A 21,448-nucleotide genomic window follows, 5' to 3' on the forward strand; every position below is an offset into this window, starting at 1 on the left:
CCGCTACCAGGTATCTGGTTAGAAGTCGATAGCCCCGCCTCCGTAGACTTCGACCGTGACTGAGACCCCCACCGCACCGCAGCGCTCAGAACTCCCGCCGGCCTGGAACCCGGCCGAGGTAGAGGCCGGGCTGTACGAGCGGTGGGTCGAGCGCGGCTACTTCACGGCCGACGCGACCAGCGACAAGCCGCCGTTCTCCATCGTGCTGCCGCCGCCGAACGTCAACGGCAGCCTGCACATGGGCCACGCGCTCAACCACAGCATCATGGACGCGCTCAGCCGCCGCCGCCGCATGCAGGGCTACGAGGTGCTGTGGCTGCCCGGCACCGACCACGCGGGCATCGCCACCCAGACCGCGGTCGAGCGCTCCCTGGCCGGCGAGGGCAAGTCCCGCCAAGACCTGGGCCGGGAGAAGTTCGTCGAGCGCGTGTGGGAGTGGCGCGAGGAGGTCGGCGGCCGCATCCTCGCCCAGATGCGCCGCCTCGGCGACGGCGTCGACTGGACGCGCACCCGCTTCACCATGGACGAGGGCCTGTCCCAGGCAGTCCAGACCATCTTCAAGAAGCTCTTCGACGACGGCCTCATCTACCGCGCCGAACGCATCATCAACTGGTGCCCGCGCTGCCAGACCGCGCTGTCCGACATCGAGGTCGACCACTCCGAGGACGACGGCGAGCTCATCTCCATCCGCTACGGCTCCGGCGACAACTCGATCGTGGTCGCGACCACGCGCGCCGAGACGATGCTGGGCGACACGGCGGTCGCCGTGCACCCCGAGGACGAGCGGTACCGCCACCTCATCGGCACCGAGGTCGAGGTGCCGCTGACCGGCCGGTACGTGCCGATCGTGGCCGACGAGCACGTCGACCCGAAGTTCGGCACCGGCGCGGTCAAGGTCACCCCGGCGCACGACCCGAACGACTTCGAGATCGGCCAGCGCCACGAGCTGCCCGCGCTCACCGTGATGGACGGCCGCGGTGTGATCACCGCGCACGGCCCGTTCCAGGACATGGACCGGTTCGAGGCACGCCCGGCGGTCGTCGCCGCCCTGCGCGAACAGGGCCGGATCGTGGCCGAGAAGCGCCCGTACCAGCACTCCGTCGGCCACTGCTCGCGCTGCGACACCGTCATCGAGCCGCGCCTGTCCATGCAGTGGTGGGTGAAGGTCGCCCCGCTCGCCGAGGCCGCCTCCGCCGCGGTGCGTGACGGCCGCACCACGATTCACCCGCCGGAGCTGGCCAAGCGCTACTTCGACTGGGTCGACAACCTCAACGACTGGTGCATCTCGCGCCAGCTGTGGTGGGGCCACCGCATCCCGGTCTGGTACGGCCCCAACGACAAGGTGATGTGCGTCGGCCCCGACGACGAGCCGCCCGGTGAGGGCTGGGTGCAGGACGAGGACGTGCTCGACACGTGGTTCTCGTCCGGCCTCTGGCCGTTCTCCACGCTGGGCTGGCCCACGCCGACCAGCGACCTGGCCAAGTTCTACCCGACCAGCGTGCTGTCCACCGGCTACGACATCCTGTTCTTCTGGGTCGTCCGGATGATGATGTTCGGCCTGTACGCGATGGACGGCAAGCAGCCGTTCGACCACGTGTTCCTGCACGGCCTCATCCGCGACCAGTACGGCAAGAAGATGTCGAAGTCGCGCGGCAACGGCATCGACCCGATCGACTGGATGGACACCTACGGCGCCGACGCCACCCGGTTCACCCTGCTGCGCGGCGCGAACCCCGGCTCCGACCTGGCCATCGCCGAGGAGTGGGCGGCCGGTTCCCGCAACTTCACCACGAAGCTGTGGAACGCCTCCCGGTTCGCGCTGAGCAACGGCGCCACCGTGCAACGCCCGCTCCCGCCGCGCGACGAGCTGACCGACGCCGACCGCTGGATCCTCGACCTGCTCGACCAGCTGGTGTCCGATGTGGACGGCCAGTTCGAGTCGTTCCAGTTCGCCAAGCTCAGCGAGGCGTTGTACCACTTCACCTGGGGCGAGTTCTGCGACTGGTACGTGGAGCTGGCCAAGGTCCAGCTCGCCGAGGGCGGCGCGCGCGCCGAGGCCACTCAGTCCGTGCTCGGCCACGTCCTCGAAGTGGTGCTGCGGCTGCTGCACCCGCTGACGCCGTTCATCACCGAGACGCTGTGGACCACGTTGACCGGCGGCGAGTCGCTGGTGATCGCGGACTGGCCCAAGCCGACCGGCGTCGAGCGCGACGAGGTGGCCGCAGGCCGGATCGAGGGCCTGAAGAAGCTGGTCACCGAGATCCGCCGGTTCCGCAACGACCAGGGCCTCAAGCCCGCGCAGAAGGTCGCCGGCAAGGTCCGCGGCGCGTGCTGCGTCGACCTGACCGGCCAGGTGGCCGCGGTGCGCTCGCTGACCCGGATGACCGAGCCCGGCGACGAGTTCTCGGTGACCGTGTCGCTGGACGTCGGCCTGCCCGCCGGCACGGTGAAGGTCGAACTGGACCTGTCCGGCACGGTCGACGTGGTCGCCGAGCGCAAGCGGCTGGCCAAGGACCTCGCGGTGGCCGAGAAGGAACGCGCCCAGTGCGAGGGCAAGCTCGGCAACGCCGCGTTCCTCGACAAGGCGCCGGCCGAGGTGGTGGCCAAGATCCAGACCCGGCTGGCGGCGGCCAACGCCGAGATCGAGCGCATCCACGCCCGGCTCGACACCCTGCCGCAGGACAGCGGGCAGCAGTCGTGAGCGGGTTCGAGACGGGGGCGTTGGAGGAACTGCGCCAGGTCGAGGCGGAGCTGAACACCCGCTGGCCCGAGACCAAGATCGAACCGAGCCTGGACCGCATCCGGGCGTTGGCCGACATCCTCGGCGACCCGCAGCACACCTACCCCGTGGTGCACGTCGGCGGGACGAACGGCAAGACGTCCACCTCGCGGATGATCGACGCGCTGCTCACCCGGATCGGGCTGCGCACCGGCCGGTACACCAGCCCGCACCTCCAGCTGGCGACCGAGCGGATCAGCGTGGACGGCGTGCCGATCAGCCCCGAGCGGTACGTCGAGATCTACCGCGACATCGAGCCGTACCTGTCGATCGTGGACGCGCGCGGCGACGTGCCGATGAGCAAGTTCGAAGTGCTCACCGGCATGGCGTTCGCGGCGTTCGCGGACGCGCCGGTGGACGCTGCCGTGATCGAGGTCGGCATGGGCGGGTCGTGGGACGCCACGAACATCGCCGACGGCCGGATCGCGGTGATCACACCCATCGGGCTCGACCACGTCGAGTACCTGGGCGCCGACCTGGCCGGCATCGCGGAGGAGAAGGCCGGGATCATCAAGCCCGGCGCGGTCGCGCTGTTCGCCGAGCAGGACCCCGCCGTCGAACAGGTGCTGCTGAAGCGGTGCGCCGAGGTGGACGCCTCGATCGCGCGGATGGGGTCGGAGTTCGGCGTCGTCCACCGCGATATCGCGGTGGGCGGGCAGATGCTCCGGCTGCAAGGGCTCGGCGGCGTGTACGACGAGGTGTTCCTCCCCCTGCACGGCGCGCACCAGGCGGCGAACGCGGTGCTGGCGCTGGCCGCCGTGGAGGCGTTCTTCGGTGCGGGCGCCGACCGGCAGCTGGACATCGACATCGTGCGCGAGGCGTTCGCCACGGTCAGCTCACCCGGCCGGCTCGAACGGGTCCGGTCCGCGCCGACCGTGCTGGTGGACGCGGCGCACAACCCGCAGGGCGCGCAGGCGTTGGCGAAGGCGCTGGACGAGGAGTTCGGCTTCCGCAAGCTGGTCGCCGTGGTCGGCGTGATGCAGGAGAAGGACGCGGTGGGCATCCTCAGCGCGCTGGAGCCCGTCGTGCAGGAGGTCGTGCTGACCGCGAACTCCTCGCCCCGCGCGATGGACCCCGACCTGCTCGCCGGCGTGGCGATCCCGATCTTCGGCGAGGACCGGATGGTCGTGCAGCCACACCTGGTCGACGCCATCGAGGAAGCCGTGCGGCTGGCCGAGGAGAGCGACGACGGTGACATGGTGTCGGGTGGCGGTGTCGTGGTGACCGGCTCGGTCGTCACGGCGGGCGACGCGCGGGCGCTGTTCGGCAAGGAGCCCTCGTGACTTCCGCTTCGGTGCCCGAGGGCGTGCCGGTGCCCAAGAAGGACCCGATGAAGTCCTTCCGGGGCATCATGGCCGGCACGCTGATCCTGGAGGCGATCGTCGTCGCCCTCGCGCTGCCGGTGGTGGCGAAACTGGGCGGCGGCATCGGCACGGGCACCGGGTACCTGGTGCTCGCGCTGATCGTCGCGCTGATCGCCACGTGCGCGCTGTTGAAGCGCTCGTGGGCCGTGTACGTGATCGTGGCGATCCACGTCGTGATGGTGGCGTCGTGGTTCGCGTTGACCGCGCTCGGCGGCATCGGTGTCGTGTTCAGCCTGGTGTGGGTGTACCTGCTGTGGCTGCGGCGTGACGTGGCGAGGCGGATGGCCGAGGGGCGGCTACCCAGCCAGCAGCAGGGCTAGGTGGCGAACCCGGCTGGCTCGCCAGTCGGCCGGGGCGAGCGACTACTTCATGGCGGCGATCTGGATCAGGTTGCCGCAGGTGTCGTCGAAGACGGCGGTGACGACCGGCCCGAAGTCGGTCGCGTCCTGGGTGAACTCGACGCCCAGCCCCTTGAGCCGCTCGACCTCGGCGTACACGTCGTCGACGGCGAACTGGGTGAACGGGATGCCGTCGGTGACCAGGGCCTTCTTGAACGGGCCCGCCGCAGGGTGGCCGTCCGGCTCCAGCAGCAGCTCGACGCCGTCCGGGTCGGCGGGGGAGACCACGGTGAGCCAGCGGGCCCCGCCGGCGGGCACGTCGGTCTTCTTGATGAACCCCAGCTTCTCGGTGTAGAAGGCCAGCGCCTTGGCCTGGTCGTCGACGAACACGCTGGTGATGTTGATGCGGATCACGGGTTCGGTGCCTCTCGGTCGATGGGCCACCGCTCGACGATCGAGCGCAGCGGGCTCGTGTCGATGTGGTGGAACTTGTACCGGCCCTGCCGCCGGGTGTGCACCAGGCCGGCCTGTTCGAGCACCGCGAGGTGCTGCGAGATGGCTTGGCGCGAGGAGGCCAGACCGTGCTTCATGGTCAGTCGGCCGCAGATCTCGAACAGCGTCTGACCGTCCCTGTCGATCAGCTCGTCCAGGATGGTGCGTCGCGTCGCGTCACCGATGGCCTTGAACAGGTCGGGGTCTGCGTCCACGGGTACAGTTATAGGCAAGTCTCCACTTGCCTGTCAAGGGAGGATGGCCGCACGGGCCTTCGCTCGTCGTGCCGCTACCGGGTTCTGAGACCAGGTCTTGGTCGTGCGAAACGCTGTCGTTCCGGTCCCTTTCGGGGAGGCGTTCGGGGCGTTGGGGTTCAGCCGAAGGCGCTGAAGAGTGCTTCCGCGCGGTCCCGCTTGGCGTACACCTCCCATGCGGTGTCCGCGAGTCCCGCGACAACATGAGACATGCGGTTTAGGTTGTCCAGGTTGCACGGTTCGCCTGTCCGGGTGATCTCGGCTGGGGAGCCAGGTCGGGGACAGGTTGGATGATCTTAGGTTCGGTGGTCCGGGGTCGCCAGTCGGCGGGCCAGCAGGGCGACCATTGTGCGGAAGCGGCCGTGTGGGGTGTCTAGTGACCAGCCGAGTACGTCCTCGGCTCTGGCCAGTCGGGACGCGACCGAGCTGTGGTGCAGGTGCAGTGATTCCGCCGCCTTGCGCAGTGAGCCGCTGAGGCAGAACGCCTCCAACGCCGCCACGTCCAGCCTCCCGCTTGGCGTCGCGGCCAGCGCGTTCAACGCCGTCACGTCGGCGTCCTGGCGCAGCAGTTCGACGGGCACCTCGGCCAGCAACGCCGTCGCGCCCAGGCCGGTGAAATCGGCCACTGGGTGTTCGGCGGATGTGAACCGGAGCGCCTGTTGCGCCTGCTTCCACGACGCGTGCGCGTTCAGGCCATCGACCGTCCCGCCCAAGCCGAGCCGTACCTCGCCGCCGACCCGGCCGGTCAACGCCTCCGCCAGGCCCGGTGAGTCCGGTGGTTGCAGGACCAGGGCGGCACGTCGTCCGACCAGCGCCACGCGCACGGGCACGTGCCGACCTGTCCGTGCGACTAGCCGAACGGCCTCAGCGCCGGGATCGAGTCCCGGACCGCACTCCACGGCCGCGATCCGCAACGGCCGGTCGTGTGCGAGACCCAGCAGCTTCACGGCCCGTGCCCGGTCCTCGGGCGCCTCCCGTTCGGACAGCAGGAGCTCGATCAGCGCCGGGTCCGCCAAGTGCGGCGCGGCGGTGTGGCGGGGTGGTTCCAGCACCCGGATGGTGATCGCGCAGCGTTCCAGCACGAGGTCGTCCAACGGGCGCGGGCCGTCCGGGCGTTCCAGCCACACCCGGCCCGACTCGCCGATCGCGGCCTCACCGGTCACCACGCCGGGCTCGCCCGCGAAGGGTCTACCGTCCGGTCCGTGGCGCATCGGTGGTCTGCCGTCGAGTTCCACGCCGACCACGCAGTCGGCCAGCCCTGCCGTCGCACGCACCACTTCGACCAGCTTCGCGCGGCTCTCGACCAGCGTGTCGAAGTACGCGATCACCCGGATCGCGGTCTCCGCGTCGGCGTCGAGCGTGGAGAGTTTGCGCAGCAGGCCCCTCACGTCCCGAGCGTAACCCCCGAGCGTTACCGCAGGCCGGCACGAATGTCGGGTTCCCGGCGCCGGAATACCGACGCCTGTCGGAGGTGCGGCCGAGTGGCGCGGACCACACTCGGAATCGAGTCCCGGCATCGAAGCCGGGCCCCTTTCATCATCGGAGATGACGTGGCCTACGCGATCGACCCGGAACTCGCCGCCGCGGTGCACATGCTGCCGGAGCTGGACCTGACCGACCTGCCGACGGCCCGCAAGGGCATGGAAGAGCTCACCCGCGAGTTGGGCGAGGTCGACGAGACCGGCCTGAGCATCACCGAACGCACGACGACCAGGGCGGACGGCACGGAACTGGCGCTGCGCGTCTACCGGCCCGACGACGCCGCGCCCGCCGCGATCCTGGCCATCCACGGCGGCGGTTTCGTGATCGGCAGCGTCGACGCCGACCACCCGCGCAACGTGCGGCTGGCCAAGGAGACCGGCGCGGTGGTCGTGGCCGTCGCTTACCGGCTCTCGCCGGAGACGCCGTTCCCCGGCGGCCTGGAGGACTGCTACACAGGCCTGGAGTGGCTGGCCGGGCACGCGGGCGAACTCGGCGTCGACCTGGACCGGATCGCGATCAACGGCTACAGCGCGGGCGGTGGCCTGTGCGCGGCGCTGGCGCTGCTGGCCCGTGACCGTGGCGGCCCGCGCATCTGCTTCCAGTACCTCGGCGTGCCCGAGGTGGACGACCGGCTGGAGACCCGCAGCGCGCGCGAGTTCGTGGACACCCCGGTGTGGAAGCGGCCGCTCGCGGAGATCAGTTGGGACAGCTACCTCGGCGAGGGCAAGCGTGGCGGCGAGGACGTCTCGCCCTACGCCGCGCCCGCCCGTGCCACCGACCTCGCCGGCCTGCCGCCCGCCTACGTCTCGGCGATGGAGTTCGACCCGCTGCGGGACGAGGGCATCGCGTACGCGCTCAAGCTGATCGACGCGGGCGTGCCGGTCGAGTTGCACCTGTTCAGCGGCACGTTCCACGGCTCCTCCCTGCTCGCGTACGCCCAGCAGGCGCAGCGCGAGTTGGAGGAGGAGATCGTGGTGCTCCGCCGCGCGCTGGGCCTGTAGACGACGGGTCCAGTTCACCGGGAATTCGGCTTCACCGGTTACAAAGCCGCACATGAGCGATGGTGTGGTGAACCGGCGGACGCTGCTGCGCGCCGGTGCGATCGGTACGGCCGCGGCGTTCGTGCCCGGCGGGGTGGCGTTGGCGCGTGGTGGCAGCCGGCCGGTGCTCACGCACGGTGTGCAGTCCGGTGACGTGACGTTCGACGGCGGCCTGGTGTGGACCCGGGCCGACCGGCCGTCGCGGATGCTGGTGGAGGTGTCGTCGGACCCGTCGTTCCGGCACGTCCGCACCGTGCGCGGGCCGATGTTGACGCCGGAGTCCGGTGGCACCGGCCGGGTGCGGCTGCGCGGTCTGCCGGGCGGGCGCGACGTGCACTACCGCGTCGTCGCCGAGGACCTGGACGGACGCACCCGCAGTGAGGCCGTGGTCGGCAGCTTCCGCACCGCGCCGCTGGGCCGTGACGACGTGCGGTTCGTGTGGTCCGGTGACGTGGCCGGTCAGGGTTGGGGCAGCAACCCTGACCTGGGCGGTATGCCGATCTTCGGCGCGATGGCCGCCCGCCGTCCCGACTTCTTCATCAACAGCGGCGACACGGTGTACGCGGACGGGCCGCTGAAGGAGTCCGTGACGCTGCCCGACGGGCGTGTGTGGCGCAACGTGGTGATCCTGGAGAAGCTGAAGGTCGCCGAGACCCTGGACGAGTACCGGGGCCAGTTCGCCTACAACCTGCTCGACCCGCAGTACCGCTCGTTCGCCTCGCAGGTGCCGATGATCGTGCAGTGGGACGACCACGAGGTGGTCAACAACTGGTACCCCGGCGAGATCCTGACCCTGCCGCAGTACACCGAGAAGCGGGTGGACGTGCTGGCCGCGCGGGCGTTCCAGGCGTTCCACGAGTGGCAGCCGATCGACCCGCGGCAGGCGGTGGACGGCCGGGTGTACCGGAAGTTCCGGTACGGCGCGCACGTCGAGGTGTTCGTGCTGGACATGCGGTCGTACAAGGACGCCAACACCTCGCCGAAGGATGGTGCCGGGCACGTGTTGGGGGAGGAACAGGCCCGTTGGCTGGTGGACTCGCTGGACCGCAGCCACGCCACGTGGAAGATCATCGCCGCCGATCTGCCCATCGGGCTGACCGTGCCGGACGGCACGGACATCGAGGGCGTGGCCAACGGGCTGCCGGGCGCGCCGGGCGGTCGTGAGCACGAGTTGGCTTGGGTGCTGAGCGAGCTGAAGCGGCGGCGGGTGCGCAACACGGTGTGGCTGACGGCGGACGTGCACTACACGGCCGCGCACCACTACTCGCCGGCGCGGGCGTCGTTCCAGGACTTCGACCCGTTCTGGGAGTTCGTGTCCGGGCCGCTGAACGCGGGCGCGTTCGGGCCGAACGCGCTGGACCCGACGTTCGGGCCCGAAGCGGTGTTCGTGAACGCCCCGCCGGCCGCGAACACCACGCCGTTGGACGGCTTCCAGCACTTCGGCGAGGTCGAGGTGTCGCGTGACGGTGAGCTGACCGTGTGGCTGCGTGACATCAAGGGCGCGTCGTTGTGGAGCAAGACTCTCCATCCCGAACGTTGACCCTCGGGTGACCCGAGACCTCACAGTGGTGTTGTGACGGACGAGCTGATGACCATCGGGCGGTTCGCGCACCTCAGCGGGCTGACCGTGCACGCGCTGCGGCACTACGACGACGTCGGGCTGCTCACGCCCGACGTCGTCGACCCGGCGTCGGGCTACCGGCGCTACCGGCGCGAGCAGGTGCGCCGCGCCCGGCTGATCCTGGCGCTGCGCTGCCTGGACCTGCCGATCGAGGAGATCCGGCGGGTGGTCGACGGCGGTGACGCGACCGAGGTGCTGGCCAACCACCGCAGGCGGCTGGTGCGGCAGCGTGACGTGCTCACCGCCCGGCTCGGCGACGTAGACCGCTATGTGGAGGAGGGGATCACCGTGTCCACACCCGGCACGGGCGTGCGCCCGGTGCAGATGAAGATCGCGGTGGACGACGCGGCCAAGGCCGCGGAGTTCTACCAAACGGCGTTCGACATGCGGTACGAGGTGACCAGGCGGGCCGGGAACGACGAGTACTCGTCGCTCATCATCGGTCAGCCCGGCACCGACGGGTTCTTCCTGATCCACCTGCTGGACGACCGCACCGACACCGACCGGCTCGGGCCGAGCACGTTCGGGCTGCTCGTGCCGGACCTGGACGCGTACCACGCGCGGGCCGTCGCGGCGGGCGGGGTGGAGGTCGTCGCCCCGCGCGACTCGGTGGGCATGCCGCGCAACTCGGCGGTGAAGGACCCGTCGGGCAACTGGGTCTGGCTCTACCAGGAGTGACGCAAGGTCCTGCAAGGACTTGCAGCCGAATGGGCCTTGTTCGGCCAGGATTGTCGTGGTTTTGTGCACCTCGCCCCGCGTTCGATGCCGGGGCGGGGTTGCAAAATCTTGCGACAAGGAGGTCGCGTGATGCGTCGGGCCGTCGCCGCGCTCATCGCCCTGGCCGTTGTGCCGTTCGTCCCACCACCCGCGGGGGCCGCGCCCGAAGTCGGACGGCTCGCCGTCGGCGCGGTCACCGACATCGCGGCCGGCGTCCGGAGCGGTGACAAAGCGCTGGCCAAGGACGTGTTACGGGCCGATCTGACCGGTGAGCGGTTCTACCTCGTGATGCCCGACCGGTTCGCCAACGGCGATCCGCGCAACGACCGCGGCGGCACGGCCGAGACCGACCGGCTCAAGAGCGGCTACGACCCCGCTGACAAGGGCTTTTACCACGGCGGCGACCTCAAGGGCCTGCGTGACAAGATCGGCTACCTGGACGACATGGGGATCACCGCGATCTGGATGACCCCGATGTTCCGCAACCGCTGGGTGCAGGGCTCCGGCGACGACATCTCGGCTGGCTACCACGGCTACTGGACCACCGACTTCACCGAGCTCGACCCGCACTTCGGCACGACCAACGAGATGCGGCGGCTCATCCAGGACGCGCACCGGCGCGGTATCAAGGTCTTCTTCGACATCGTCGCCAACCACACCGCCGACCTGATCGACTACGCCGAGGGCGAGCACGACTACGTCAGCACCGGCGCGCAGCCCTACCTCGACGAGCAGGGCAACCCGGTCGACATCGCGGAGATCGCCGGTCAGCCGGACTTCCCCGAGCTCACCGCTCCGTACACGCCGGTCGTCAAGGGCGAGAAGACCCCGGCCTGGCTCAACGACCCGCAGCTCTACCACAACCGCGGCGACTCGACGTTCAGCGGCGAGTCCAACGAGTACGGCGACTTCTTCGGCCTGGACGACCTGATGACCGAGCACCCGACGGTCGTGCGCGGCATGAAGCGGATCTTCACCAGCTGGATCGACACGCTGGGCATCGACGGCTACCGGGTCGACACGGTCAAGCACGTCAACATGGAGTTCTGGCAGGCCCTCACCCCGCACGTGAAGCAGTACGCGGCGATGCGGGGCAAGAAGGACTTCTTCGTGTTCGGCGAGGTCTTCGACGCCAACCCGGCGTTCACCTCGCGCTACACCACCACCGGCACGATGCAGGCCACGCTGGACTTCCCGTTCCAGAGCGGCGCCGCCACGTTCCTGTCCGGTGAAGGCGCGGCACGGCTCGGTGAAGTGCTGGTGGACGACGACCGGTACACCGACGCGGACTCCAACGCCTCCTCGCTGCCGACGTTCCTCGGCAACCACGACATGGGCCGGATCGCGTGGATGGTCCGGCAGAGCCGCCCCGGCATCTCCGAGGCCGAGTTGCTGGACCGGCTGGAGCTGGGCAACGCCCTGATGTACCTGTGGCGCGGCAACCCGGTCGTCTACTACGGCGACGAGCAGGGTTTCGCGGGCACCGGCGGCGACAAGCCGGCCCGCCAGGACATGTTCGCCTCGGCCACGCCGGAGTACGCGGCCGAGGACCTGATCGGCAGCGACCGGACCGGCGCGGTGGACAACTTCCGCACCGACCACCCGCTGTACCAGCAGCTCAAGAGCCTGGCGAAGTTCGTGGACGCGGACCCGGTGTGGCGTGACGGCAACCAGGCGTTGCGCCTCGCCCGAGGTGACGTGATCGCGTTCAGCCGCACGGGACGCACCCAGCAGGTCGAACACCTGGTGGTGGCCAACGCCGGCACCGCGCCCGCGACCGTCGACGTCCCGGTGTCCGGTCGCGGCTACCGGCCCATCTGGCCCGCCGCCGGCTCGCAGGTGAACGCCTTGAACGGCAAGGTCACCGTGACCGTGCCCGCACTGTCCGCCCTGGTGCTCAAGTCCACCGGCACGTTGACCGCCACCACGCCCACGCCGACGTTGGCCGTGCCGACGGCCGGCACCGTGCTGGACGACCGGGTCGAACTGCGCGCCGACGGCGTCACCTCCCCGTACGCGCAGGCCACGTTCGCCGCACGGGTCGGGGGTGAACGCGACTGGCAGGTGCTCGGCACCGACGACGCCGCGCCGTACCGGGTGTTCGCCGATCTCTCGAAGCTGCCGGGTGCGGCGGTGGGCAAGAACGTCGAGATCCGGGTGGTGGCCAAGGACGCCAAGGGCACGTTGGGCGCGGACAGCGCCCGCGTCGGTCTGGTGGCCGCACCTCCGGTCGAGCCGCCCGGCACGGTGACGTCCGACTGGATGGTGGTGCACTACAACCGGCCCGCCGGCGACTACGACGGGTGGGGCCTGCACGCGTGGGGTGACATCGAGAACGCTCCGACGTGGGACGCGCCGCTGCCGTTCGCGGGTGAGACGCCGTACGGCCGGTTCGCCTGGGTGAAGCTCAAGCCGGGCGCGAGGTCGGTCGGCATCATCGCCCACCGGGGTGACGAGAAGGACACCGACGGCGACCGGTTCGTCGACCCGAGCGTGACGCCGCAGGTGTGGCTCAAGCAGGGACAGACCGCCGTGCACGCGAGTGAAGTCGCCGCTAATGGCCAAGCTGTGGTGACGCACACCGGTGACGCCAGTGGGCTCGTAGTGCGCGCGGGCGGCGTCGACTACCCGTTCAACGGGGGAGTGGCGACCGTTCCGGCGACCGCGCCGGTGGAGTTCTCCGTGGTGCGCGGCGGCACGGTCGAGGCGTCCGGTCGCACGGCCGGGCGCGCGTGGGTCAACGACGACAAGGTGTACGCGAGCCTGGCCGCCGCGCAGAACCGTGCGGTGATCCACTACAACCGGCCCTCCGGCGACTACGCGGACTGGACGCTCTACCACTGGACCGGGTCGTTGGAACCGAGTCCCGGCTGGAACCAGTCACGGGTGCCGGACGGTACCGATGGATTCGGCGTGTACTGGTCGGTCCCGCTGGAACCGGGCGCGGCGGGGTTGAGCAACATCATCCACCGGGGTGACGCCAAGGACCCCGGCCCGGACCAGTTCCTCGACGTCACCGGCACCGGGTACGAGGTCTGGTACGTCTCCGGCTCCACCAAACCGGACGGCTCGATCTCCTACGTGCTGCCGCCTTCGGGCGGTGAGGGCGTGGACGACGACCTGACCAAGTCCAAGGCCATCTGGGTGTCGAAGGACCTGGTGGTGTGGGACGTGCCGGTGGTGCCGTCCGACGGCTACCGGTTGGAGTACGACGGCAAGGTGCTGCGGCTCGAACCGTCGTCGGAAGCCGTGCCGTTGCCGCACTTGCGGGGCAAGCCTGTGTTCCGGGTGCGGGACGGTGAGCGGCTGGACGAGGCGTTGCGCGGCAAGCTGTCCGCCGTGCACGTCGACTCCGGTGGCGGTCTGCGGCACCGCACGGGCGTGCAGATCGCCGGTGTGCTGGACGACCGGTTCGCGGCCGCCGCTGCCCGGCTGACGTACGGGCCGACGTTCTCCGGTGACGGCGTGACCGCGCGGTTGTGGGCGCCGACGGCGTCCTCGGTGAAACTCAAGCTTTTCGACCAGCCCGGTGGCACGGCGACGACCGTGGACCTGGCGCGGGACGACGCGTCCGGCTCGTGGTCGGCGTCCGGGGCGTGGCGGGACAAGTTCTACCTGTACGAGGTGACCGTCGCCGGGCGCACGGTGACCGTGACCGACCCGTACTCGGTAGCGCTGGCGGTGAACTCGACGCACTCGCAGTTCGCCGACCTCGGTGACGCGCGCACCATGCCCGACGGCTGGGCCGGTCACGTCGCGCGCGGCCTGGACGGCGACCCGACCGAGCACGGCATCACCGAGTTGCACGTCCGGGACTTCTCGATCGGCGACACTTCCGTTCCGGTGTCCGACCGGGGCACGTATCGCGCGTTCACGCACTCGTCGTCCACGGGTATGACGCACCTGCGGGAGTTGGCCGCCGCCGGTCTGGACACCGTGCACCTGCTGCCGACGTTCGACATCGCCACCATCCCCGAGAAGCGCGCCGACCAGCAGCAACCGGCGTGCGACCTGGCGTCGTTGCCGGCGGATTCCCCGGACCAGCAGTCGTGCGTGGCGGCGATCGCCGCGAACGACGGGTTCAACTGGGGCTACGACCCGTACCACTACGACGTGCCCGAGGGCTCTTACGCGACGGACGACGCGCAGACCGGGTGGGCGCGTTCGAAGCAGTACCGCGAGATGGTGAAGTCGTTGCACGACAACGGCAACCGCGTGGTGGTGGACGTGGTCTACAACCACACGGCCGCCTCCGGTGACGCGGCGACGTCCGTGCTGGACAAGGTCGTGCCCGGGTACTACCAGCGGCTCAACCTCGACGGCACCGTCGCCGACTCCACGTGCTGCGCGAACACCGCCACCGAGAACGCCATGATGGGCAAGCTCGTCGTGGACTCCGTGGTGCGGTGGGCGCGGCTGTACAAGGTGGACGGCTTCCGGTTCGACCTGATGGGCCACCACCCGAAGGCGAACATCCTGGCCGTGCGGGCGGCGTTGGACGCGTTGACCGTCGCCGCCGACGGCGTGGACGGGCGCAAGATCCGGATCTACGGCGAGGGCTGGGACTTCGGCGAGGTCGCGGGCAACGCCCGGTTCGAGCAGGCCACGCAGGCGAACATGGCCGGGACGGGCATCGGCACGTTCAGCGACCGGCTGCGGGACGCGGTGCGCGGCGGTGGGCCGTTCGACGCCGATCCCCGCGTGCAGGGGCTGGCTTCCGGTCTGGCAGGGGACCCGAACGGCGCTCCGGCCAACGGTGACGTCGCTGCGAGGTTGGCGAACTACACCGACCTGGTCAAGCTGGGCATGGCGGGGAACATGGCGTCGTACCAGTTCCAGTCCACCGGCGGTGGGGTGATCTCCGGCCGCGACGTGCCGTACAACGGCTCGCCCGCCGGGTACACGGGTGGGCCCGCCGACGTGATCACCTACATCGACGCGCACGACAACGAGACGTTGTTCGACTCGCAGACCTACAAGCTGCCTGTAGCCACCTCGATGGCGGACCGCGTCCGGATGCAGAAGGTCGCTCTGGCACCCGTGCTCCTGGGCCAAGGCCAACCGTTCCTGCACGCGGGCGCGGAGTTCCTGCGCTCGAAGTCGTTGGACCGCAACAGCTACGACTCGGGCGACTGGTTCAACCGTTACGACCCGTCGTTGCGGGACAACGGTTTCGGTCGCGGCCTGCCGCCGTCGGCGGACAACGAGGACAAGTGGCCCTACGCCACTCCTCTGCTGGCCAACGCCACCCTGAAGCCTTCGTCGACCGACATGCGTGCCGCCCTGGCCAACACGGTGGAACTCCTCCGCATCCGCACGTCCTCGCCGCTGTTCACCCTGAACGACGCGGCCCTGGTGCAGCAGAAGCTGTCGTTCCCAACCGCCGAGCCGGGCGTGGTCGCCGCCCTCCTGGACGACACCGTCGGCCCGGACACCGATCCCAGCCTGCGCGGTGTCCTGGTCATCGTGAACCCGTACCCGGTGGAGAAGTCCGTCGCAGCCGCCGGCGACTGGCAGAACCACGCCCTGACCAGCGACAAGGCCGTCATCGACGGCAACACGATCAAGGCCCCGGCCCGTTCGGTGGTGGTGCTCACCCGATGAGGTGAGATCCGTCGCGGTAACGGGCGTGCAGGCATCACCCTTACCCGCACGGGTGTGCGGATCTCGGACAAGTGGCGTTTGGGTTCAGTGATCGGCCAGTTCGACGCGTGATCGGACGTCCTCGGTGCGCAGGATGCGGAACTCCCGCTCCTGTGCGCCGAGCACCTTCACGAACCCGGGGCTGGTCTCCATCACGTACGCCTCGATGGCGCCGTCGTTCAGCTCGATCCGCTCCAACGGCACCCACGGCGTGGCCACCACTGCCGCGACCGCCAACGCCACCGCGGCCACGAGGTAGCCGAACCTGTGCAGGACGAATTTGACCTGCGTGTCCGGACGCCGCCGTACGAGGCCCGCGAATACCAGCACGGCCGTGACCACCGCCGTGCCCACCGGCACCCACCACAAGTGGTAGGCGATCACGTGTGCCACGAGGAACGCCACCAGCACGGCCGCCACGAGCGGAGCGGTGCGTGACCGCCTGCTGATCGCGTAGAACACCGTCAACGGCAGCATGACCACCAGCACGACACTGCTGACCCACACGTCCGCCATGAACGTCCCGAGGAACAAGCCCGGCGCGTCCTCCAGGTCCAACGTGTGCAGCAGCGCGAAAGTCATGGATCTACTGAAGTGCCAGTAAGCGGTCCCGCCAGGTGCGCGAACACCTGAACGGGACCTCGACCTGGACGTCGGAGGTCCGAGCCGTGCACTTCATCCTGCCGTACCCGAGTTCCGGGGCGGTGCACCCATGAGCATCGAAGCGATCAACTGGGCGCTCAACCACGCCCCGATCCCGACCGACCGCAAGGACGCCGCCGCACTGGCGATCACGCTGATCGCGCTGGCCAACCACGCCGGTCCCGACGGGACCGAGGCGTTCCCCTCGGTGGAGCGCATGATCGGCTACACCCGGCTGTCCCGGCGCACTGTGCAACGTGCGCTGCGGTCGCTGGAGGAGCTGGATCTGATCCGCAGGGGCAACACCCGCGTGCGCGATGCCCGGATCGAGCGCGCCGACCAGCGTCCCCAGGTGTACGACCTGGTGTTGTCGGCCAGGTTGTCCACAGGTGCGGAAGCGGGGCGTCAGGATGGCACCCCGCTGACCAGCACGGGGCGTCAGCAACGCCCGAACGGGGCGTCAGCAGCGACCAAGCGGGGCGTCAGCATGACGCCCGAACCGTCCTTTAACCGTCCAAGGAACCGTCCCGCGCCGAGCGCGCCCGGCGGGCGCTCGGCGGTGTCTCCGGTGTGCGGGCAGTGCGACGCCCGCGACTCCGATCCGGTCTCAGCTCGCGTGGTCTGGCTGGACGAGGACCGCACACGCTCGACACCGTGCCCGCGCTGCGCGCCGCAGCGGAGCGGGGGTGCCCGATGAGCCGCGTGCACCTCACCTACGCAGAGCCCGCCACCCTGGCGCACCCCGGCGGCTGGACCTCTCCGGCGCACTGCCTGGAGAACCGGGAGGCCGCCGAGCGGCTGCGCGACGCGACCAACCTGCTGTCCGGACGCAACGCCGCCGCCCGGCGCACCTGGCGCATCGTGGACTGCCCCGGCGGAAACTGCGGGGTACGGCGATGAGCACCTTCATCCCCTTCCCCGAGCCGAGCGACGAGGACGTGCAGCGCGCCGTGGCCGAACTGGAGAAGTACGTCGCCGGGCAAGCCCCGGCCGTACCGGACGTGATCCCCGTCGATGTTCCGCCGGCCACCAGGCGGGTCCGGGAGCTGCGCGCCGAGGTGGACGAGGCGCACGCGCTGCTGGAGTTGCAGGCCGACGCCGCTCCGCTGTTGCTCGACACCGACCGGGTGCGCCGCAGCCGCAAACGCGCCGCCGAGGCCGCCCGGCTGCACGCGCTGGCCCAGGACTCGGCGGCCCGCGCGTGGCAGGCCGCGCGGGTACGCCTGGTGCTCACCGTCGTGGCCTTGGCGGCGCTGGTCGGTGCGCTGAGCTGGTCGACCACGGGCGTGCACCACACCCTGACCCGGTCGATGACCGAGCGGGGCGCGGCCTGGTGGGGCGCGTGGGCGGTGGAACCGGTGATCTCGGCGGTGCTGCTGGTCATCGTCGGCGCGCGGGCATTCCTGGCAACCCGGGGCCGGGTGTTGCGGCACCGGCACCTGACGGTGGTCGAGTACGGGGCGCTCGCGGTGACGTTGACGTTGAACGTGTGGCCGTACCTGCCGTGGGTGTCGGTGCCGTGGGCGCGGTTCGACGCGATGCAACTCCTCGCGCACGCCATCGGCCCACTGGTCGCGGTCGGCGCGGTCGCGGTGCTGCCGGTGGTCTGGTCGGCGTTCGCGGACCTGGACCACGGCTTGCCGGTAGGCCCTACTGCTTCCCCTACCGGCCCGGAGTACAGGGAAAACGTCCCCGAGACGGGTGCGGCACAGCACGGGGCTACCGACGACCGGATGGCCCTACTCGTGGACCGTGCCCGGCGGTTGATCACCGCCGGACGGTTGCCCGCCGACCCGTCCGCCACCCGGCTGCGGGAGGCGCTGGGGTGCGGCACCGACACCGCCCGCGAGGTCCGCGACGCCCTGCGCGGCGGTGCGGCGTGAGCCTGACCGAGCAGAAGGACGACGTGGCCAGCGAGCTGATCCCGTTCCCGAACGCCGCCGTGTCCAGCGGGGCGGACGCCGAGGGGACGAGCGTGGTGCAGGCTGCGCCGGTTTTGGACGGTGAGTTGATCACCGAGGCCGAGTACCAGCGTTCCCGCGCCCGCCGGCTGGCCGAGTCGGCGGTGTCCCGCCTGCCCGCCCAGTGGCAGACCGCCGAGTCCGCCCGCCAGGCCGGCATGGAGCTGGCGGGTCGGGCGGTGCTGGTGCCGGTGCGGTACCCGGCGGCGGTCGGACGCGGCCTGACGGTGTCGGCCCGCGCGTGGTGGGTCTGGGTGCGGGTGGCCGACTTCTACGAGGCGTCCAAGGCCGCCGACCGGCTGGCCGACAAGTGGCAGGAGATCGCCGTCGTGCGTCGCCGCCGAGGCGTGATCTCGGTGGTGGCCGTCGGCGGGATCGGGTTGGGCGGGCTCATCACCGAGCTGACCGCCGGTTCGCTGCCGCTGCTGGTCACCGGTAGCGCAGTGACGGTGGGTCTGGCGGTCGCCGGGCGGCGCAAGGACGGCGCGGGCGGCCGGAGGACGCAGCTCGGTTCCCGATCGCTGGCGTGGCTGATGAACGGCGACCACCTGGTCACCGCCTTCCGCGACGCCAAGCTGATCGGCCGCGACGAATCGCTGATGCTGGTCAAAGCCCCGCGCCACGACGGCGCCGGATGGGCACTCACGCTCGACCTGCCACCGTCGCGCAAGGCGTCGGACGTGATCGGCAAGCGGGAGTCGCTGGCCTCGGCATTGGCGGTGGACGAGGTGCGGCTGATCGTGGAGCGGGTGCGCGGCGACGACGGCCACGCGGGCAGGTTGGCGTTGTGGGTGGGCGACGCCGACCCGTACGCCGCCGAACCGGTCCCCAGCCCGCTGGCGTCGGCGGCGTCGTGGGACCTGTGGCGGCCGGTGCCGTTCGGCACCACGGCCCGCGGCGCGGCGGTGACCCTGCCGGTGGTGTGGACGTCGCTGCTGATCGGCGCGATCCCGCGCCAGGGCAAGACGTTCGTCGCTCGCCTGCCGTTGACGGCCGCCGCGCTGGACCCGCACGTGCGGCTGATCATCGCCGATGGCAAGGGACGCGACGGTGGCCGCGCGCCTGGCCGACGAGGTGACCATCAGCGCGACCGTTCCGGAGCCTGTGGACGCCGAGCTGGTGCACGAGCTGCCCGAGGTGTTGGCACTGTTGGCCGACGTGATCGGCGACGACGAACACGGCCTGGTGTCCCGGTCGGAACTCGCCGGGCGCATCGGCTGGGAGGTCAAGGCGTTCGGGGAGGCGCTGCGCGCCGCCGGCGTGCCCCCGGTGGGCAAGCGGCGGATGCCGGGCCACGACAACCCGGTCAGCGTCGCCGACCTGAACGCGATCCGGACCGCGATCCACGGCGGCTGAGGCCGGAGCGGGGTCGGCACGCCAGTGCCGACCCCACACGGCTGTTCCGACCCCCAGCGACGCTATGAGACGGCGCTGATCTGCACGAACACGCCGCGTTCCGACCCGATGGGTCACCGCGACTTCCCCTTCTACAAGCCCGCATAGGCCGCTCGGGGCATTGTTCCGACCACCTCGGCACACCGCCGAGGTCAGCAACGCCCACGATGACCACCTCGCGCGACTTCCGGGCCGGCCGCTGGCTGATGCTCGGCACCGCCGCGGCCTTGATCGGTGCTACAGACTTGGCGCTCTCCCCTCAAGTGAGCACCTAGTGCTATAGCGTCAAGGTCAAATCGGCATCCGGAAGATGGCGTGTTGAGTCCGACCAGTAACCGACTCGTAGAAGACCGCACCCTCGCCGATTACCGGCCCTCGCCCCACAGGGAAACCTACGTTCCCAGACCCCATGATCCGCTCTCCACGGACTACATCATCAAGTACGGCCCAGTAACTTTCACCCTCTTTGAGAAGGTAAGCAACGAGGCTCCCCTTGAGGTGTGCGAAAGATCCGTTGGGAACTGAGTAAAGCTCTTCGCCTGACTCAATTGAGATGATGTGGATTCCTTCAACATCACCGCGACCGTCATATGCGACCCTACCGTCGGATACTGAGGGATGAACAGCTCCGCGGGCGAGAACAGTGGGCTCCTCATCGAGCGCGTTAAGCGGCTTACGCATAAGCACATGTTCAGGCTCAACAAATTCTGACCACACGGCATACTGAGAGCTCAAGCAAGCGCTACTACTACTGGCGCTTTCGGTAACCTGAGTCCACTTCTTGGCCGAGAGATTGTAGAGCCATACGCCGCCCCCTAGGCCGCCTTCGATAGACAAGCCCTGCGCTGCGATCCACTCCTCGTTGACGTCAGTAGGTCCACCGGTCTCGCTGAGGACTTCTCGACTGTCCTTCTCTAGGTCGTAGTAAACAACCCCGCCCGACTGTCGGTAGGCAACAACCGCCCGACCGTTCGTGTGAGGCATGTACTCGAATTCGTCGTTCGGCGTGAGCTGTCGAATTTCACCGCTAGGCAGGCGAGCGTGCACGGCCAGGGCGTTGCTTCCAGGTACCCCTTGCGCCCAGACCACTACCCCCGCATCTGTGTCTACATCTCTTTGCAGTACGTCGGCTGGCGCTAGTAGATCGGTGGACGGTACAACATAAACCCGGCCCGACGGCACCCTCACCAAGGGTGGTAGCTTCTCATTGAGATTGTCCGTAAGCAACTCTTCGACAAAAAGGATGGCGCCCTCGTAAAGATCTCGTGATGTAGCCGCGTCAGTCTGCTGCGCGAAGTGTTGCAAGCTGTTGCGTCGCTCATGCAGGATTTCTACCGTTGACCCGTTTTTGTACGGTCCGGCATCCTTCAAGGCTTCAAGAAGAGTCATTGACTTGGTGCCTTTCATGATGGTCCTGCCATTATTGAGAACCGCAGCCTTCAGCAGCATCTCAATACCGAAGTCGAGCGATAGCACGACCTGCACGACGTCAGCCTCGGAGCTTTTGTCGTAATGATGACTGGCATGTTCTAGCGAGATCATTCCGGTCCTAAAGAATGCGCGTGCGGCGGGCTTCATGTCGGCATTGTACGGCAACAATTCAAGTTGCCATACATGACTTATATATATAGCAGGGTCGCGTCCACGGGCGCAGACAAGGGCTTCAGTCGGCCCGAGGATCAACCGTCGCACGCAGGTAACTCGCTCCTCGCCCTGGATT

At 69.5% G+C, this 21,448-nt stretch carries 16 protein-coding genes; 11 read left to right on the forward strand and 5 right to left on the reverse strand.

The features are described 5' to 3' along the window. Window positions 1-55 precede the first annotated feature (55 nt). From ALI22I_RS28345 to ALI22I_RS28355, 3 genes are read left to right on the forward strand one after another with little or no spacing between them, the layout of a single operon-like run. Window positions 56-2,701: a valine--tRNA ligase gene (locus ALI22I_RS28345; RefSeq protein ID WP_077008583.1), complete on the forward strand. Its 2,646-nt coding sequence runs from the start codon at window positions 56-58 to the stop codon at window positions 2,699-2,701. Further along, a complete protein-coding gene (folC, locus tag ALI22I_RS28350) occupies window positions 2,698-4,062 on the forward strand; it encodes a bifunctional tetrahydrofolate synthase/dihydrofolate synthase (protein WP_077008584.1) in 1,365 nt (454 codons plus the stop codon). The genes ALI22I_RS28345 and folC overlap by 4 nt, the downstream gene beginning before the upstream one ends. A 47-nt stretch (window positions 4,063-4,109) precedes the next feature. Further along, the gene (locus ALI22I_RS28355) at window positions 4,110-4,463 is read left to right on the forward strand and encodes a DUF4233 domain-containing protein (RefSeq protein WP_077008677.1); all 354 of its coding nucleotides are present in this window, start codon (window positions 4,110-4,112) and stop codon (window positions 4,461-4,463) included. A gap of 42 nt (window positions 4,464-4,505) precedes the next feature. On the opposite strand, the gene ALI22I_RS28360 is transcribed toward ALI22I_RS28355, so the two are convergent. The 3 genes from ALI22I_RS28360 to ALI22I_RS28370 all read right to left on the reverse strand — a co-directional run bounded on the left by ALI22I_RS28360 (window position 4,506) and on the right by ALI22I_RS28370 (window position 6,615). Further along, window positions 4,506-4,895, reverse strand: coding sequence for a VOC family protein (locus ALI22I_RS28360; RefSeq protein WP_077008585.1), 390 nt, complete (start codon window positions 4,893-4,895; stop codon window positions 4,506-4,508). Continuing rightward, window positions 4,892-5,188: an ArsR/SmtB family transcription factor gene (locus ALI22I_RS28365; protein WP_077008586.1), complete on the reverse strand. Its 297-nt coding sequence runs from the start codon at window positions 5,186-5,188 to the stop codon at window positions 4,892-4,894. The genes ALI22I_RS28360 and ALI22I_RS28365 overlap by 4 nt, the downstream gene beginning before the upstream one ends. 335 nt (window positions 5,189-5,523) lie before the next feature. Further along, window positions 5,524-6,615 (reverse strand): PucR family transcriptional regulator, encoded by a 1,092-nt coding sequence (locus tag ALI22I_RS28370; RefSeq protein WP_077008587.1) that lies wholly within the window; start codon window positions 6,613-6,615, stop codon window positions 5,524-5,526. A 162-nt stretch (window positions 6,616-6,777) separates the two neighbouring features. On the opposite strand from ALI22I_RS28370, the gene ALI22I_RS28375 reads away from it, so the two are divergent. The 4 genes from ALI22I_RS28375 to pulA all read left to right on the forward strand — a co-directional run bounded on the left by ALI22I_RS28375 (window position 6,778) and on the right by pulA (window position 15,691). Further along, on the forward strand, window positions 6,778-7,710 hold the full coding sequence (locus ALI22I_RS28375; protein ID WP_077008588.1) for an alpha/beta hydrolase: 933 nt from the start codon (window positions 6,778-6,780) through the stop codon (window positions 7,708-7,710). A 52-nt stretch (window positions 7,711-7,762) separates the two neighbouring features. After that, complete coding sequence (locus ALI22I_RS28380) at window positions 7,763-9,289, forward strand: alkaline phosphatase D family protein (protein WP_077008589.1); 1,527 nt, start codon at window positions 7,763-7,765, stop codon at window positions 9,287-9,289. A gap of 33 nt (window positions 9,290-9,322) precedes the next feature. Further along, window positions 9,323-10,048 carry a MerR family transcriptional regulator gene (locus tag ALI22I_RS28385; RefSeq protein WP_077008590.1) on the forward strand — a complete coding sequence of 242 codons (726 nt, stop codon included), beginning with the start codon at window positions 9,323-9,325 and terminating at the stop codon, window positions 10,046-10,048. Window positions 10,049-10,177: 129 nt separating this feature from the next. Then, window positions 10,178-15,691: a pullulanase-type alpha-1,6-glucosidase gene (pulA, locus tag ALI22I_RS51240; protein ID WP_238598620.1), complete on the forward strand. Its 5,514-nt coding sequence runs from the start codon at window positions 10,178-10,180 to the stop codon at window positions 15,689-15,691. An 84-nt stretch (window positions 15,692-15,775) separates the two neighbouring features. Here the strand turns inward: pulA and ALI22I_RS28400 are convergent, their stop codons facing one another. Next, window positions 15,776-16,312, reverse strand: coding sequence for a hypothetical protein (locus ALI22I_RS28400; protein ID WP_077008591.1), 537 nt, complete (start codon window positions 16,310-16,312; stop codon window positions 15,776-15,778). A 130-nt stretch (window positions 16,313-16,442) separates the two neighbouring features. On the opposite strand from ALI22I_RS28400, the gene ALI22I_RS28405 reads away from it, so the two are divergent. From ALI22I_RS28405 to ALI22I_RS28420, 4 genes are read left to right on the forward strand one after another with little or no spacing between them, the layout of a single operon-like run. Further along, the gene (locus ALI22I_RS28405) at window positions 16,443-17,069 is read left to right on the forward strand and encodes a helix-turn-helix domain-containing protein (RefSeq protein ID WP_077008592.1); all 627 of its coding nucleotides are present in this window, start codon (window positions 16,443-16,445) and stop codon (window positions 17,067-17,069) included. After that, complete coding sequence (locus ALI22I_RS28410; protein WP_077008593.1) at window positions 17,066-17,272, forward strand: hypothetical protein; 207 nt, start codon at window positions 17,066-17,068, stop codon at window positions 17,270-17,272. The genes ALI22I_RS28405 and ALI22I_RS28410 overlap by 4 nt, the downstream gene beginning before the upstream one ends. Beyond that, window positions 17,269-18,255 carry a hypothetical protein gene (locus tag ALI22I_RS28415; protein WP_077008594.1) on the forward strand — a complete coding sequence of 329 codons (987 nt, stop codon included), beginning with the start codon at window positions 17,269-17,271 and terminating at the stop codon, window positions 18,253-18,255. The genes ALI22I_RS28410 and ALI22I_RS28415 overlap by 4 nt, the downstream gene beginning before the upstream one ends. After that, a complete protein-coding gene (locus ALI22I_RS28420; RefSeq protein ID WP_077008595.1) occupies window positions 18,252-19,757 on the forward strand; it encodes a hypothetical protein in 1,506 nt (501 codons plus the stop codon). The genes ALI22I_RS28415 and ALI22I_RS28420 overlap by 4 nt, the downstream gene beginning before the upstream one ends. 262 nt (window positions 19,758-20,019) lie before the next feature. Here ALI22I_RS28420 and ALI22I_RS49650 read toward each other — a convergent pair whose 3' ends face one another. Next, window positions 20,020-21,306, reverse strand: coding sequence for a hypothetical protein (locus ALI22I_RS49650; RefSeq protein ID WP_143532468.1), 1,287 nt, complete (start codon window positions 21,304-21,306; stop codon window positions 20,020-20,022). Window positions 21,307-21,448 lie beyond the last annotated feature (142 nt).

The sequence above is a fragment of the Saccharothrix sp. ALI-22-I genome (genome assembly GCF_001984175.1).
Taxonomy (GTDB): Bacteria; Actinomycetota; Actinomycetes; order Mycobacteriales; family Pseudonocardiaceae; genus Actinosynnema.

Excerpts from the sequence above, each read along its gene's own strand:
- ALI22I_RS28355 (WP_077008677.1), top strand. The coding sequence starts at position 4,110 with ATGAAGTCCTTCCGGGGCATCATGGCCGGCACGCTGATCCTGGAGGCG.
- ALI22I_RS28380 (WP_077008589.1), top strand. The coding sequence starts at position 7,763 with ATGAGCGATGGTGTGGTGAACCGGCGGACGCTGCTGCGCGCCGGTGCG.
- pulA (WP_238598620.1), top strand. The coding sequence starts at position 10,178 with ATGCGTCGGGCCGTCGCCGCGCTCATCGCCCTGGCCGTTGTGCCGTTC.
- ALI22I_RS28400 (WP_077008591.1), bottom strand. The coding sequence starts at position 16,312 with ATGACTTTCGCGCTGCTGCACACGTTGGACCTGGAGGACGCGCCGGGC.
- ALI22I_RS28405 (WP_077008592.1), top strand. The coding sequence starts at position 16,443 with ATGAGCATCGAAGCGATCAACTGGGCGCTCAACCACGCCCCGATCCCG.
- ALI22I_RS28410 (WP_077008593.1), top strand. The coding sequence starts at position 17,066 with ATGAGCCGCGTGCACCTCACCTACGCAGAGCCCGCCACCCTGGCGCAC.
- ALI22I_RS28415 (WP_077008594.1), top strand. The coding sequence starts at position 17,269 with ATGAGCACCTTCATCCCCTTCCCCGAGCCGAGCGACGAGGACGTGCAG.
- ALI22I_RS49650 (WP_143532468.1), bottom strand. The coding sequence starts at position 21,306 with ATGAAGCCCGCCGCACGCGCATTCTTTAGGACCGGAATGATCTCGCTA.